This is a genomic window from Bradyrhizobium sp. PSBB068, from assembly GCA_016839165.1.
In the GTDB taxonomy this organism is placed as follows: domain Bacteria; phylum Pseudomonadota; class Alphaproteobacteria; order Rhizobiales; family Xanthobacteraceae; genus Bradyrhizobium.
Window position 1 is genome coordinate 6,801,878 of the sequence record CP069300.1, and the last position, 16,177, is coordinate 6,818,054.

10 protein-coding genes and 1 tRNA gene are annotated in these 16,177 nt (G+C 63.7%); 5 read left to right on the forward strand and 6 right to left on the reverse strand.

The genetic code is table 11. The annotated features are described in order from the left end of the window. The first annotated feature begins 135 nt into the window (after window positions 1-135). From JQ507_31550 to JQ507_31570, 5 genes are all read left to right on the forward strand, one after another. On the forward strand, window positions 136-1,944 hold the full coding sequence (locus JQ507_31550) for an adenylate/guanylate cyclase domain-containing protein (protein QRI69351.1): 1,809 nt from the start codon (window positions 136-138) through the stop codon (window positions 1,942-1,944). Window positions 1,945-1,993: 49 nt separating this feature from the next. After that, entirely contained in the window at window positions 1,994-2,911 is a 918-nt protein-coding gene (locus JQ507_31555) for a phosphatase PAP2 family protein (protein ID QRI69352.1), read from the forward strand. Next, complete coding sequence (locus JQ507_31560; protein QRI69353.1) at window positions 2,908-3,501, forward strand: hypothetical protein; 594 nt, start codon at window positions 2,908-2,910, stop codon at window positions 3,499-3,501. The genes JQ507_31555 and JQ507_31560 overlap by 4 nt, the downstream gene beginning before the upstream one ends. After that, window positions 3,498-4,160, forward strand: coding sequence for a hypothetical protein (locus JQ507_31565; protein ID QRI69354.1), 663 nt, complete (start codon window positions 3,498-3,500; stop codon window positions 4,158-4,160). Before JQ507_31560 ends, JQ507_31565 begins: the two co-directional genes overlap by 4 nt. 424 nt (window positions 4,161-4,584) lie before the next feature. Then, window positions 4,585-6,261 (forward strand): alkaline phosphatase family protein, encoded by a 1,677-nt coding sequence (locus JQ507_31570; protein QRI69355.1) that lies wholly within the window; start codon window positions 4,585-4,587, stop codon window positions 6,259-6,261. Window positions 6,262-6,667: 406 nt separating this feature from the next. On the opposite strand, the gene JQ507_31575 is transcribed toward JQ507_31570, so the two are convergent. From JQ507_31575 to JQ507_31600, 6 genes are all read right to left on the reverse strand, one after another. Beyond that, the gene (locus JQ507_31575) at window positions 6,668-8,944 is read right to left on the reverse strand and encodes a fused MFS/spermidine synthase (protein ID QRI69356.1); all 2,277 of its coding nucleotides are present in this window, start codon (window positions 8,942-8,944) and stop codon (window positions 6,668-6,670) included. Window positions 8,945-9,166: 222 nt separating this feature from the next. Continuing rightward, window positions 9,167-9,256, reverse strand: a tRNA-Ser gene (locus JQ507_31580). 248 nt (window positions 9,257-9,504) lie between these two features. Continuing rightward, complete coding sequence (locus JQ507_31585; protein ID QRI69357.1) at window positions 9,505-10,956, reverse strand: trehalose-6-phosphate synthase; 1,452 nt, start codon at window positions 10,954-10,956, stop codon at window positions 9,505-9,507. 204 nt (window positions 10,957-11,160) lie between these two features. Then, window positions 11,161-11,994 (reverse strand): trehalose-phosphatase, encoded by an 834-nt coding sequence (gene otsB / locus JQ507_31590; GenBank protein QRI69358.1) that lies wholly within the window; start codon window positions 11,992-11,994, stop codon window positions 11,161-11,163. 3 nt (window positions 11,995-11,997) lie between these two features. Beyond that, window positions 11,998-13,467, reverse strand: coding sequence for an MFS transporter (locus JQ507_31595; protein ID QRI69359.1), 1,470 nt, complete (start codon window positions 13,465-13,467; stop codon window positions 11,998-12,000). A 321-nt stretch (window positions 13,468-13,788) separates the two neighbouring features. Further along, window positions 13,789-15,822: a HAMP domain-containing protein gene (locus JQ507_31600; GenBank protein ID QRI69360.1), complete on the reverse strand. Its 2,034-nt coding sequence runs from the start codon at window positions 15,820-15,822 to the stop codon at window positions 13,789-13,791. Window positions 15,823-16,177: the final 355 nt, after the last annotated feature.

Genomic DNA, 16,177 nt, shown 5'->3' on the forward strand with positions numbered 1-16,177 from the left:
GGCTGCGGAATAACGGCCTTCTGCCGGCATCTTTGTGGCGGTCGGCGCTCATCGACGGGTCCCGGCCCGATGGCGACAGGGTCGTTTCCGCATGCTAACGTACATCGAAGGTTATGGCGCGACGGTATGACGGGCATGGCAGTGCAGACTGACCCCGTGTTGTCCACTCAAGTGATGCCTCCCTTTGAGCGGGCTTGTCGCGCTGTCCTTGCTGCTGACGTAGTTGGCTACACCCGACTGATGGAAGCGGCCGAGCTCGAAACCCATCAACGCTATCGCACGCTCCGGGTCGAAGTCACCGATCCGACCATCGTCTCTCATCGCGGTGAAATCGTGAAGAACACCGGCGACGGATTTCTCGCGGTCTTCGAGAGCCCGCTGGATGCCGTCGAATGCGCGATCGAGCTGCAGCAGGAAATCCTGGCTCGAGAGAGCCAGCACTCTCCCGAGCGCCGTATCGCATTTCGCATTGGCATCCATTGGGAGCCCGTGATCTTCGATCTCGACGACGTCTACGGAAGCGCGGTCAATATCGCCGCGCGTCTACAGACGACGGCGCCGGCAGACGGGATCGTGGTGTCGTCGGCCGTGCTCGACAATCTTGATGGCGCCGGAGATCTGAAATTCGACAGTCTCGGCGACCTTCGGCTGAAGAACCTGACCCGAGCTGTCCCCGCGTTCTCGCTGCGATTGCCGGGGGTGGATCGCGGCGCGGCAGTGGGGTTCGCGAGCCCGCCCTCCAGACGCGCAAAGCTGCCCTCAATCGCCGTCCTGCCGCTCGTCAGTCTTTCAGACGACCCCGGCGATAATTATTTTGCCGAGGGATTCGTCGACGACATCATCGCGACGCTCAGCAATATCAAGCATCTCCTGGTCGTTGCCCGCGGATCGACCATGATGATCGACCGCCGCGCCGTCGATTACGGAACAGTGGCCGGCGAACGACTTGGTGTGCGGTATTTGCTCAGTGGCAGCATCCGCCGGGCCGGCGGTCGAATCCGGCTCGCTGTCGAGCTCGGTGACTTGTCGACGGCATCGGTCATATGGGCGGAAAAGTACGAAACCGATATCGAGCATATCTTCGGCGTGCAGGACGAAATCGCCCTCATGATCGTGGGTCGCATCTCGACGCATGTGCACCAGGCCGAGGTGAAGCGCGCGCTGCGGAAGCGCCCGCACAATCTGAACTCGTACGATTACTTTCTGCGCGCGCTTGATCTGCTCTACAAGCTGGACTTCGCCAGCTTTTCGATGGCGCGGACGCTGCTGGAGCGGGCGCGCGAAGAGGACGACGGCTATGCGGCGCCCTATGCGTTTTCGGCGCGCTGGCACATGCTGAACATCGCCGAGGGCCGGTCGACCGATCCCAACGCCGAGATCGCCGAGATCATCCGGCTATCCAATTGCGCAATCGAACGAGATCCATCCGACGCGCTGGCCCTTTCACTGCAGGGACACGCGCGCAGTGCGTTTCATTTCGACTATGACACGGCCCTGGACTGCTTTGACCGCGCGCTTGCCGCATCGCCGAACAATCCCTGGGCATGGATGTTCAGCAGCGCAACATACGGCTTCATCGGCCAAGCGACGTCAGGAATCGAACGAGCCGAACGCGCCATTCGGCTGTCCCCGCTGGATCAACAAGCCTTCACCAGTTACTCGCGGCTCGGCCAGAATCATTATTTGAACGGTACCTATGAGGAGGCCATTCGCTGGTCGCGAAAGGCACTCAGCCTCAATCCGCGATACGGAAACGCGATCCGGATCGCCGCGGCAAGCCTCGTGGCGGTCGGCAGGCATGAGGATGCCACGTTGTTGGCAACACATCATCGATCGGTTCTGCCGCATTTCACGGTGTCTGATTACGCGCCGCGTTGCCCTTTCAAGGCGGAGCAAGCTTCACTTTACGTACAACGGCTGGAAGCCGCCGGACTTCCTGTCTGAATTTGGAGCGTCTCATTGACAAGATGATTATTGGAGCTGGGAGGTCGCGATGCAGTTTCATGTATTTGATGGCGGCGGGGACGGTGGCGGAGACGGTGGTGGCGATGGCGGCGGAGATGGCGGGGGAGGCGGCGGTCAAAGTTATGGCGCGGGCGGAGCCTATATGGGTTCGCCACCAGCACAGGGCGCACCTTTCCTGATCTTCGATCCGCTGGGCGGTGAAATCTGCGAGAAGGACCTCGATTTCAAGGTGGTTTTCCCCTGGTCGGGGTGGGAGCCCGACCTGTTTGGCGTGATCGCGCTGGCTGAGTTCGGGCAGACCAATTGGCGTCGCTCCATTCGAGCTCCGGATCCGCCCCATCGTCATGCGGATATTTTTACCGAGATCGATCAGTTGGCTGCAATGGCGCGCGACGAGCGCCCTCGCCTGATCGGTGAAATTCTCGATCAGAATGCCCGACTGCGCGGCTATTTTGCCGAAGTCCTGATGATGTCGGCGTGGTCGCATCCGAACTCGCTCAAGATCATCGAGATGGCGATCCGGGTTGCCCAGATGGTGGCGATCGACTTCAAGCTCCGGTTCAATCGGGCTCGGCCGCAACAGGTCTGTCCCGCTCTCGTTCCCTTGATCAATTCGCCGGGGCACGCCTCGTTTCCGAGCGCGCATTCGCTGGAAAGCCACCTGATCGCCCTGGCGCTTGCGGAGATCCATCCCCGACACACCAGGCGGATGCTCGTCGCATTGGCCGATCGCATCGGGCGCAACCGCGAGGTGGCAGGCGTCCACTACCCGAGCGATACCCACGCGGGAAAGGTGATTGCCCACCAGGCGTTCGAGCTCCTCAAGGACTGTCCGACATTCAAGGCGGTGTCGGCCGAGGCCAAGCGTGAGCCTGGCAAGGCCGGGACGCTCGTCCTGCCGCCCGGACGTTCGGCCTCCAAGAAGACGCGGGGGAAACGATCGTGACACCGGCAGCAGACCAAACGGCTTCACTCGTGAACGCGACATGCGTCCCGATCAAACTGCCCCCGTTCAGGCGATCGAGGTGGCGCCTGCTCGACTTCAAGAACGAATACCAGGAAAAGACCAACTGGTGCTGGGCCGCCGTCGCGGCCAGCGTCGCCCATTTTTATCGTCCCGCCAGCAGGGTGACCCAATGCGACATTGCGAACGGACAGCTGGGCCGAAGTGATTGCTGCGCGGGCGACAAGGACGCCTGCAATGTCTACGGCTACTTGATGTCCTCGCTGTTCCGCGTCGGCCATTTCAGGAAATGGACGGCGCGCCGTTCCGCGTCCTTGCGAGAGACCGAGGAAGAGATCGGAGGCAGGCGCCCGCTATGCGTGCGCATCGTCTGGAATGGCGGCGGAGCCCACCTGGTCACGATCAAGGGTTACTCCGCGGCGGTCGGCGTGCCCGCGCAAGATAACTACGGCCTGGCGATTGCGGACCCTTGGTGGGGCCTCTCGGATATCGACGCCGCGCAATTTCCGCGCGGCTATGTCAACTGCGGCACCTGGACGGACACATACTACACCAGGAGGGCAACGGCATGACGATTCCGGCAGCTGACCTTCCCGACGATGCCCGCGACGCCGTCCTTGCCGGCATGGCCAGACGGGCGCGCACGCGGGGCTTTGCGACGCCCAAGCTCAACTTCGCGCATCGCAATCATCCCGAAGACCTGCAGCTTTGCGCACCGCATCGCATGGCGTTGCTGCCGTTGAGCGCGTTGCGCCGTCTGGCGGGGCCTGACCGGTGCACGGCCAAGGCTCCAGCCGCAAATGAGCTGCCGGCACTCAGTTCCGTAGCAACCATCCTCGGCTGGCGGTTTCTCATCTATGACAAGAATGCTCTTGAGCCGATCGCCGCAGCTCATGCCGTCTTCACCGACCAGGGCGGCTATCGATTGGCCGAACTGAACGAGGGACCATACGTAACCAACTTTCCCAAAGCGCTTCAGGCACCCGCCGTGCGTCGCGCGATCTCATTCGACAGTGACGATGACGAACCTTGTGAGCCGCTGTTGCTGCTCGCTCCGGCCATTTACTTTGCCGGACTGTGGATCCGATATCAGGACAGCCGCAAGGACTTCATCCGGCCGATGGACTCCTCCCTCCTGCCGGCCTTTGCCAACGCGAAACCTGCAGAGGTGCTCGCCGTCCTGCTTCAAGCATCGCTTGCAGTTCCAACCGACGGCGCTTCGGCAGGGTGACACCCGCAGCCCAGCACAACTCGGCGAGTGAACGGCAAGAACCATTCGTTGCGCGGCGACAGCGCATCGCCCGCCCCTGGATGCCGATCAGCTCCGCCTTAAGGCCCGATGAGAATAGGTTGAGCTGGAACGGCGTCGAAAGTTCACCTCTCCCTTGGGAGAGGTCGATTTGCGCAGCAAATCGGGTGAGGGGCTGCGGTCTATCGAGAGAGCAAGAGCCCTCACCCGGATTGCTGCGCAATCCGACCTCTCCCCACTGGGGAGAGGTGAAGCGAGACCGCGCCAAGCCGATTCAACCAAAACTCATCCCGCCTTAGTCATCGAACTCGCACGAAAGCGTCATCCCGCCGTCAATTGACGGCGACAAGTTGTCGCGGCCAGCGCTGGCAATTCCAATTCAACGGAAACAGAGAGGGGCAATTTCATGCGTTGTTTTCATAACAATTTCTTGTCGACTGCCGCGATCGCGGCGACCATGCTCGCTTGCGGCGTCGCAGTGGCGCATGCGGACGATGACGATGGGCATTCGCGGCGACATGGCTACAAGCATGTCCTGCTGATCAGTGTCGACGGCATGCACGCCGTCGATTTGAAGCGTTGGGTCGAAAGCCGCCCCGGCGGCAACTTCGCCCAGCTCACCGGCAAGGGCGTCGTCTATCCGAACGCCTACACCACCGCGCCGTCCGATAGTTATCCGGGCATGCTCGCGCAGGTCACTGGCGCCACGCCGAAGGGCGGCGGCCTGTTCTATGACGACAGCTATGATCGCACCGAGTATCCGGCCAAGGCCTTCTACACCAGCCAAAATCTCGCGGACCCCGGTTGCGTGAAGCCGGCAGGCACCGAAATCACCAACTTCGAGGCACTCGACAAGACCTACGATTATTCCAGCGGGCTGGTTGCCGACTACACCGCCGGCGGCACGCTCGGTCAGGTCCATACGCAGCTCGATCCGGATCACATGCAGCGCAAGCTGGTGAACGGCCAGTGCGTCCCGGTCTATCCGCACGAATACGTGCGCACCAACACGATCTTCGAGGTCATCAAGCAGGCCGGCAGGCGCACGGCGTGGTCCGACAAGCATCCGGCCTATGAGGATCTGGCGGGCCCATCCGGCAAGGGCCTCGACGAGCTGTTCACGCCCGAGATCAACTCGCAGGACACGATCGACAAGGGCGCCAAGCCTGGCGACGACTACACCAAGAGCTTTGTCGGCGTCCGTTCATACGACTCGCTGAAGGTGCAGGCGGTGTTGAACTGGATCGACGGCTACAACGGCACGCGAACGCAGCATCAAGGCGTCCCCGCGATCTTCGGCATGAACTTCCAGGCCGTCAGCGTCGGCCAGAAGCTTGCGAAGGCCGGCAACGCCGATACCGACAAGTCGCTGGTCGGCGGCTATGCCGACGCCAAGGCGACGCCCGGCAATGCGCTCACGCAGCAATTCCAGTTCGTGGACGATGCGCTCGGCAAGTTCATCAACGAACTCAAGGCGCAGAACCTCTACGATTCGACGCTGATCATTATCAGCGCCAAGCATGGCCAGTCGCCGATCAACCTCGCGGACCGCGTGGCGATCTCCGACTCGCTGTACAGCAAGGCGCCCGGTTTCGGCGCCAACGGCTTCGAGATCTGCGATGACGCGGCGCTGGTCTGGCTGTCGCCGGAACTGCAACAGGCGACCAATCCGGCGACCGGCAACCCCTACTATGCCGACGCCAAGGCCTACATTCTGGCCCATGCTGCCGACCTGCATATCCAGAAGCTGCTCGATCGCGATGAACTGACCAAGCTCTATGAGGATCCGTTCCACAACAGCCGGGTGCCGGACTTCATCGCCATCACCGATCATGGCGTCATCTGCACCGGCGGCAGCAAGCTTGCCGAGCATGGCGGCTTCTCCAAGGACGATCGCAATGTCCTGCTGCTGGTCTCCTCGCCCCGCATCAAGCATGCGAGGACGAACGAGGAGACCACCTTCACCACCCAGATCGCGCCGACGATCCTGCGTGCGCTCGACCTCGATCCGCGCAGCCTCCAGGCGGTTCGCGAAGAAGGCGTCGAGGCGCTGACGCTGAACGAAGACGCCGAGCGGTTCTGACCGCCACGGCGCAACGCACCGAAGGCCTGCACCGGCCCATCGTGACCGGGCAGGCCGGACGGCCTCGTCCCATCTATCGGCGCCCCGCGCACGGGGCGCCGATTTCCGGATCATGCTCTGGAGCGTTTTCGAGCGAAGTGGATACCGGTTCGCGTGAAGAAAACGCGTCAAAACAACAATCTAAGGCGCGATGAGTTTTGGTTGAATCGGCTTGGCGCGATCTCGGTCCACCTCTCCTCGTCGGGGAGAGGTGCACCTTCGACGCCGCTCCATCTCAAGCTAACTTCATCATGCTGTAGAGCCTCGTTCCGATTCAATCGGAACGGAATAGGCTCTAGGCAGGAAAGCAGGCCGCCGGCGTCAACGTGAACGGAGCCAAGATGGCCGGCGCGCATCGTCTGCGGGCTCAGGAGCCGAACTTCGCTCGCAGCATGGGGCCAAGCAGGTTCGAGTAGTCGTCCGTCCAGAGTGCGCTGGCCGGGTCCGGCGACATGGCGATCCAATGCTGTGCCGCCGCGCCGGCATCCTCAGCCGTGCGCGCAAGCATCACCACCCGGGACGCCGTCCTGAGCGTGGTCATGACGTCGCCCGTGGGATGCCCTTCCTTGAACAGTGCGATCAACCCCTGGGACTGCGCGACATTCGCCATGATCGGCGCCAGATCGAGATGGCGGTTGGAGATATGCACCAGAATGACGCCGTGCGGCGTCAGCTTCGACAGATAGCCGGCGATCGCTTCACGGGTCAGCAGGTGGACGGGAATGCCGTCGGACGAGAAGGCGTCCAGCACGATCAGGTCGTAGCGCTCGGGTGAGGCCTGCAGCGTGAGACGCGCATCGCCGAGCACGAGGTCGGCCTTGGGTGCGCAGCGCGAGAGGAACGTGAAGAATGCGGGATTGCTCGCGATCCTGATCACCTCGGGATCGATCTCGAAGAAACTCCACTCCTCTTCGCCGCGCAGGTAGCATGCGAGCGAGCCGGTGCCGAGGCCGACGACCGCAACCCGTTCGAAGCCGTTCTTGAACCTGTCGTTGGCGCCGCGTGCCGCCGCGATCCCTTCGGCCAGCGGGCCGCCCGGATAGTAGTAGCTCTGAGGCTCGGGCGCTCCCGCGACCGGCGTGCCATCCTCGTTACGCAACCGCTCTGCGCCATGCATCGTGTTGCCGTGGAACAGCAGCCGCGCGCTGCCGTCCGAGAGGTCGACCACGGTATGGACACCGAAGAAGCTGCGCGCGGTCTCGATCGGGGCCATGCCAGGACGCCAGAACGTCGTCAGCATCAGGCCCGTGATCGCCAATCCGGCGAATGACACCGGCCGTTGTCGCAGGAAGAGCATGCAGGCCGTGAGCAGGATCAACAGGGCCTTGAACGGAAACTCCAGCGAGGCCGGCAGCTGCAGTTTGGTGACATACCAGACCATGGCGAGCGCGATCGCCAGCGCCAGCCATGGCGAAGCCTTCGTCAGCGCCCGGCGCGCACCGCCTGCGAACATGCCCGGCAGTGCCAGCAGCGCGAGCGCGATCAGGATCGGATATTCGTAGTTGCCGGAAAAAATCTTCGGCGCCAGCAGTCCGGCGAAGGCGCCGCCCAGCACGCCCCCGAATGAGGTGCACAGGAAGAACTCCGTCAGGCGTTGCGGGTGCGGGCGCCGGGCGTAGAGTTCGCCATGGCAGAGCAGCGTCAGCAGCGTGAACACGACGAGGTGGAGCGCGATCGTCGTCAGCCAGAACACCTTGGCGCCCACGAGACTGATCGCAAGTGGGGCCACGGCGAACGGAACGAGCCACGCCACGGTCGCGTGGCTGATCCACGGCCGATCGCGGAACACGACAACGAAGGTGAACAGATAGAGCGCCAGCGGAATGACCCACAGAAACGGGGTTGCCGCGACGTCGGTCGTCAGATGCGCGGTCACCGCGATGACCAGCCCGGATGGAATAGCCGCAAGCGCGATCCAGCGCAGCCGGTCGGTTGCGCTGACGATCGACGTCTGCGGCGTCGGCGCCGCGCCCGTCACGCCATTGCCTCGTCCCAGGACGAAGGCGACTGCCGTGACGAGGAGCGCGAAGACCGCGAAGCCGACCGACCAAGCGCCCGCCTGCATTTTCAGCGTCAGCAGCGGCTCGACGACGACGGGATAGGCAAACAGGGCCGCGAACGAGCCGAGATTCGACGCGGCATAGAGCACGTAGGGATTGCTGGCCTCGCGATGGCCGCTCGCGGCGAACCAGCTCTGCAGCAAGGGTGCGCTGGCCGACAGCGTGAAGAACGGCAGGCCGATCGACGCAGCGAACAGCCCGAACAGCCAGAGCGCCGTTCCATCTGCCGGCGGCGCCCCCCAATTCGGCGCGATCGCGATCGGCAAGGTCATCGCCGTGACGGCGAGCAGGAGCAGATGAACCAGCCCCGCGCGCTGCCGCCCGAACAAGCGGCCGAGCAGATGGGCATAGGCATAGCCGGCAAGCAGCACGGCCTGGAAGAACACCATCGCCACCGACCAGACCGAGGGCGCACCGCCGAGCTTCGGCAGCACCATTTTCGCAAACATCGGCTGGATCAGGAACAGCAGCAGCGCCGACAGGAGCAGCGTCGCCACGCTGAGGATCGGCAGCAGGCGCGTATCATCGACAGAACGCGCCGCCTCGGGAGGCGTTCGATCTGGCGCATTCTCGACGACTGACATCCGCTCGTTCCGGCAATCCCGCCGCGCAGGGTAGCTTCGCCCCGCTTAAACAGGCGTTAAGCGGAGCTCGGGAACGAGATCGACACATCACGGTATGCGCATCGGCGGCGAAGCCGCATTCCGTCGGTATGTCGGCACACCCATGCAGGGTTATCCCACTACCGGCGCATCGAGACAGTGGCGAGAAGACCGGAGAGCAGCGAAGCAGGCTATTTTGAGCGATGGCGGAGAGAGTGGGATTCGAACCCACGGTACGGTTTCCCGCACACACGCTTTCCAAGCGTGCGCCTTAAGCCACTCGGCCATCTCTCCGGGAGGCCTCTCTTGAAGGGCTGAGGCGGATTTTGCAAGGGAGCGCGGGGTCGAACCGCGAAATTTCCCCAACGGATTGAAAATATTGGGTAAATTCTCGGCAACGTCGGCCGCGCGCGGGGCCATCGCAGACGGCTCTTGCCAGCGCCGGCGAGTGGCCGGCGCAAATCAAGCCGATTGGCCCGCCTCCATCATTCCCCTCTGTGCCATTGCACAGCCCAAGGCGCTCAGGGAAGGCCGACAGTCGCTCAGTGATATCGCGCGGCAAAATCCGCCGCGCGGCGCGGCCACAGGGATGTTGGCTCGGGCAGCGCTGCGGCTCCGGCATTGTGCGTATCCTGCAGCGCCTCGATGAAATCGGCGAACCATTGCTGGATGGTGCCGCCGTTGAGCTTCTCCATCATGGCTTCCCAGCGCATCCGCCGCTCGGTCAGCGGCATTGCCAGCGCGGTCGCCAACGTGCGCGCCATGCCGTCGATGTCGTGCGGATTGACCAGCAGCGCGGCGTCGAGCTCGTTCGCCGCACCGGCGAATTTCGACAGCACCAGCACGCCGGGATCGGCCGGGTTTTGCGCGGCGACATATTCCTTGGCGACGAGGTTCATGCCGTCCTGCAGCGGCGTTACCACGCCGACCTGCGCGGTGCGGTAAAGCCCTGCGAGCACGCCCTGGCCGAAGCCCTTGTTGAGATAGCGGATCGGCGTCCAGTCGACCTCGCCGTGCACGCCGTTGACGTCGGTGACGAGCTTCGCCACCTCGCTGGCGAGATTGCCATAGGCCTCGATCGCGCCCCGCGAGGGCGTTGCGATCTGCAGCATCGACGCCGATCGCTTCAGGTTCGGATACAGCGACCACATCTTGTCGAACGCCTTGATGCGGTTGACGAGGCCCTTGGAATAGTCGAGCCGGTCGACGCCGATCGCGAGCTTCTCGCCGTTGAGGCTGCGCCGTAGCCGCGTCACGTCGGGATGCGTCATCGCCTTGGTGGCCTGCTGCGCGAACTTGCCGGGATCGATGCCGATCGGAAATACCGCGGCCCGGGTGCGGCCGAACGACGAATTGATAATGCCGTCGCGCACCTCGAAATCGAGATCGTGCTGCACGTAGCTGAGGAAATTCTCGCAATCCTCGTCGGTCTGGAAGCCGATCAGGTCGTAAGACAGCATCGCCTCGATCAGCTCACGGTGATTGGGCACGCCCGCGATCACCGCGCGCGCCGGCCACGGCGTATGCAGGAAGAAGCCGATCGGCTGCGTGACGCCGAGGTCGCGCAGTTCGGCGCCGAGCGCGAGGAAATGATAGTCCTGGATCCAGAACACGGAATCCGGCTTGCGGAAACGCAGCAGCGCGCGCGCCATGAACGCGTTCACCGCGCGATAGCTCGCGTAGTCCTCGTGCGAAGCGCGAATCAGATCGGCGCGCGAATGCATCGCGGGCCACAGCGCCGAATTGGCAAAGCCTTCGTAGTAGCCGCCATAGTGCGCGGCCGGCAGATCGAGCATCGCCAGCGCGCCCGCACCGAGAGCTTCGACCTCTGCAAAAGGTTCCTTGTGGTTCCCGTCGCGGACCCGTCCGCTGGAACCAACCCATATTGCCCCTGTCTTTTCCACCACCGGCAACAATGCCGCAGCAAGCCCCCCCGTCATGGGTTCATTGGGTTTTCCGCGCGAAACGCGGTTCGATACGACGACGAGGTTCACCAGGTCCCCTCCTGTTGGTCAACTCGCGTATTAACAACCATTCATCAAGATGGTTCCTGATCAAGGAATCTCCCAAATGAAACCAAATTCTGGCGAAGACGCATGGAACTCGCGGGAACTCGCGAAAAGAAAAATTCATGCGAGGCAAACGCCACGACGCAAAACAACCGCATTCGATTCGAGCGCGCGACATAGTTGATTTGGTTAGGACAGATTGACGTCCCTATCATCGTCGAGCAGCCGCGCGAGGAACGCGCGCACATCGCTCGGGCCTTCGAAATGTCCGTCGACGCCGAGCGCGTGACGGCCGACGGAGAATGCGAGACCGTTGAAGTCAGGCATGATCGCGAACACCGTCTCATCGGTGACGTCGTCGCCGATGAAGAACGGGCGGCGTCCCCTGAACGGCTCATGCGTCATCAATTGGCGCACGCCGGTCGCCTTGGTGAAGCCGGAATGCTTGATCTCGCAAACGCTCTTGCCCGGCAGCACCTCGATCGGCGCATTCGGCAGCTCGGCGCGGATCAGCGAAACCGCTTCATAGATCGCCTTCTCCGCCTGCGGCGCGAGGCGATAGTGCAGCGCCAGCGAGTAACCCTTGTCCTCGAGCAGAATGCCGGGGCTGAGCTTTGCGATCGCGGCGAGGCGGCGCTTCAATTCCTTGTCGAGCGGCGGCGCGTGCGCGGCAACCGCCTCGCTGTCCGGCTGCAGCCGCATCTCGGCGCCATGGCCGCCGATCGCGGGGAATGCTTCGGGCGCGAAGATCAGGTCGATGTCGTTGAGCGAGCGACCGCTGACCAGCGCCAGCGCGCCGCCGGTGCGGTCATGCAATTGCTTCAGCGTGGCCGCGAGCTCCGGCGGCACCCAGACCTCGCGCGGGGTCGGGGCGAAATCGAGCAAAGTGCCGTCGATGTCGAGCAGCACCGCGGTCCGATCCAGCGGCGGAATCAGCGACGCCGGCGCCGGCATGCTGCCGGTCGTCCCGCGAGGTGCGATTTTATCATCAGGCGGCATTTCGGCCAATTCATGCTTCGTCATAGTCTACTCCACAAATGCCAATGGCCGCGCGACGGATTCGAGCGATTTTCGCTCGGCCGCGACGGCGTAGCGCCATGCGACGGCTGCGGCGGCGATCATGAGTGCCGACCCCAGCAGGTAGCCGGCGAACACGCTGTTGCGCGATCCGGTGTCGATCAGCACGCCGAACAGCGCCGGTCCGATCACGCCGCCGATGCCGGTGCCTACGGCATAGAAAACGGCGATGGCAAGCGCGCGGACCTCCAGCGGAAACGTCTCGCTGACGGTGAGATAGGCGGCGCTCGCCGCCGGCGAGGCGAAGAAGAAGATCACCATCCAGGCGATGGTCTGGGTCTGCGCGCTGAGCACGCCGATCGAGAACAGATAGCCGGATAGCGCAAGCAGCACGCCCGAGGCGCCATAGGTCAGCACGATCATGGTGCGGCGGCCCAGCGTGTCGAACAGGCGGCCGAGCAGCAGCGGCCCGAGGAAATTGCCGGCGGCGAAGGGCAGGATGTACCAGCCGACATTGCTGGCCGCGATGCCGAAGAAATCGGTCAGGATCAGCGCGAAGGTGAAGAAGATCGCATTGTAGAAGAAGGCCTGCGCGGCCATCAGCGTGAGCCCGACCAGCGAGCGTTGCCGGTAGGTCAAGAACAGCGTCGCCGCGACCTCGCGCAGCGGGGTGTGATCGCGCATCTTGAGCTTGATCTTCTCGAAACCTTCACTCGGCTGTTCGTGGCCGAGCACGGCTGTCTCGATACCGCCGACGATCCTGTGGGCCTCCTCGGGGCGTCCATGGATCATCAGCCAGCGCGGGCTTTCCGGGATCCACATCCGCATCAACAGCACGACGAGGCCGAGCGCCGCGCCGGTGAAATAGGCGATCCGCCAGCCATGATCGGGCGCAAGCAACGCAGGGTCGAGCAGCACGATCGCGCTCACCGCGCCGATCGCAGCCCCGATCCAGAAGCTGCCGTTGATGACGAGATCGGTCCAGCCGCGATAGCGAGCCGGCACCAGCTCCTGGATGGTCGAGTTGATCGCGGTGTATTCGCCGCCGATGCCGGCGCCGGTGAGAAAGCGAAACAGCGCGTAGCTCGCGACATTCCACGACAGCGCGGTCGCGGCGGTCGCCGAAAGATAAACCGCGAGCGTGATGAAGAACAGCTTCTTGCGCCCGATCCGGTCGGTCAGCCAGCCGAAGCCGAGCGCGCCGAGCACGGCACCGGCGAGATAGGCGCTGCTGGCAAGGCCGACGTCGGCGTTGGAGAAGCTCATCGTCGGGCTCTCCTTCAGCGCGCCCGACAGCGCCCCGGCCAGCGTCACTTCGAGCCCATCGAGAATCCAGGTGATGCCGAGTGCCAGCACAACGCGGGTGTGAAAGCCGCTCCAGCTGAGGCTGTCGAGACGAAGCGGAATCGAGGTCTCGATGATGCGGTCATCGCCCGGCACGGCGGCAGCCACACCCTCGTGCGTCGTCGCAGAGCTCAATCGTGTCCGCTGCAGTGTCATCAGTATGGACCAATGAGAAAAACCCCGGAACGTTGGGTTCCAAGGTTCTATCTCCCAGGATTGCGGCAAACGGTGTGCCCGCCACGCGACGTCAACGCCGCAGGCTAGCTGAGGTTCCCGCAATGCGGCATGGGAATCGGGATTACGGCACGCCGTTCTCCGTCGTCGTCCCGGCGAATGCCAGGACGCATACGCCGCGGCCTTCGCAAGGGGCGAGCGGCGAGTTGCCGGCACACCAACGAACAGTGGTGGTTATGGGTCCTGGCTTTCGCCAGGACGACGGTGGATAGACCGGCGTGCTTACGCCGCGCGGATGTTCGCCATGAAGCGATCGAGCTCCTCGCGCAGCCGCGAACTCTCGACCGACAGCGAACGCGCCGAGTTCAGCACTTCCTCGGAGGCGGCTCCGGTCTCGGCCGCACCGCGGTTGACCTGGGTGACGCTGGATGCGGTTTCCTGGGTGCCTTGCGCGACGTTCTGAACGCTGCGCGCGATTTCCTGCGTTGCCGCGCTCTGCTGCTCGACCGAGCTTGCAATGTTGGTCGCGATCCCGGAGATCTGCCCGATCGTGCCGCCGATCTCCTTGATCGCGGCAACCGATTCCTGCGTCGCGGCCTGCATACCCGTGATGTGGGTGGAGATCTCGTCGGTGGCTCTCGCGGTCTGGCTCGCCAGCGACTTCACCTCGGAGGCAACCACCGCGAAGCCGCGGCCGGCATCGCCCGCGCGCGCGGCCTCGATGGTGGCGTTCAGCGCCAAGAGATTGGTCTGCTCGGCGATCGCCGTGATCAGCTTGACCACGTCGCCGATCTCCTGCGCGGCGCGCGAGAGCTTGCCGATCCGCGCATCGGTCTGCTCGGCCTGGCGCACCGCGGAATCGGCGATCTGGCTGGATTCCTTGGCGCGGCGGCCGATCTCATCGACGGACGCGGACAATTCCTCGGTCGCAGACGCCACCGACTGCATGTTGCTGGAGGCCTCCTCGGAGGCGCCGGCGACCTGGCTCGACAGATTCTGCGTGGTCTCCGCGGTCCGGGTCAGGGTACCGGCCGCGGATTCGAGCTGCACGGCGGACGCCGACACGTTAGAGACGATCGAGCCGACGGCGGATTCGAATTCGTCGGCGAAGCGAATGAGCTCCGCGCGCCGCGCGGTCGCGCTGGCCTTGTTCTGCGCTTCCTGGGTCGCGGCGTCGCGCTCGGCCTTGGCGACCGCCTGGACCTTGAACTCTTCCACGGCACCGGCCATCTCGCCGAGCTCGTCGCGACGGCCGAGGCCCGGCAGCACGACGTCGAAATTGCCCGCCGCGAGCTCGCGCATCGCCGCGCACATCGCCGCGATCGGACGCGAAATGCCCTTGCCGAGCAGGAATGCCCAGCCAAGTCCGAGCACGAAGCTGCCGGCCGCGAGCATCAGGATCAGTTGCTCAGTTTCACCGATCATCGCGTGCGATTCGGTTTCGAGCCGCTTCTGGTCGGCGAGCAGATCGGACTTCATCGCCGCCGCGCCCTGGCTGATCGCGGCCGCGGATTCCGTCATCTCGACCGTCAGCTCGTCGATCGACTTGGCATTCGCGATCAGCTTGGCGAGCGCCTCGCGGTATTCCTCGAGCAGCGCGGTGATGTCCTTCACGCTCTGGGTGATCCGCTCGTCCTTCGAGCTGATGCCCTTCACCAGATTGTCGGCGAATTTCAGCCGGGCAAGTGCGCTGGAGGCGACGGTCTTGTCGCCATTGACGACGAAGCTGTTGACCGCGCCGGTGATCGACTGCAGCTGGTCGGCCACCTTCTTGGCGCCGAACTGGATCGATTGCAGCTCGGAATCGTCGGCGTTGCTCGGCAGATCATCGAGCTTGTAGCGCATCGAGGTTGCGCTGCGGGTCAGCTTGTTCTGCGCGATCTGCGCACTGTCGTCCTTGATGCGGACGATCTCGGCAAAGATCTTGGTGAAGGCGCGGAATTCACGCTCCAGCCTGGTGATCTGGTCGAGCCGGGCCGGATTGGTGGTGCCCTTCATCGACGCCGTGATGGCGTCCTTCAGGCTGGCCTCGGCGGCGAGTGCGGCCTTGGCGTCATCCTCCTTGCCGGTCGCGACGTAGTAACGCGCCAGCGAACGGTAGGAGATCAATTCGCGATCGATGTTGCGGGCCAGATCGGCTTCCGCGACGCTCTGGCGATAGGAGCCGACGCCGGCGGAGACCCGCTCGAAGCCCAGATAGGCGAAGCCCATGGTGGCTGCCGACAGCGCCAGCGTGACGGCAAAGCCGAGCATGATCTTGGCGCGGAATCGGAGGGTTGGGAGTCTGATCGAGAGCGATCGCTTCAGTCCCGGCATTCCAACCCCCGTCTTCATTCTGAAAACCACGCGGGGTCCGGCGGCAACCCGCCCCAGTCCCCGGAGGGCAAAACTAAGGCAGAATCGATAAGGCCCGGTAAATGGGCAGCAATTCGCCCCGTAGTGATCCGGTACTACCTTGGTCGGCCCAAACCGAAGATTGACGCGTGGCGGCAGCCCGATAGTTTAGAATGGATCAAGCCTGACCCTGCCCGGGCCAGGAGAACACATCGGGAGGTGTCCCATGTCATCGCGTCGAGCGGCGCCGTTGGCGCTTGCGGCGAGCACGGCTGCCGGCGAAGTCGCCCGGCCAATGACATTCCCCCTCACGACCTAAGAGATAAAGGCTGGCTGG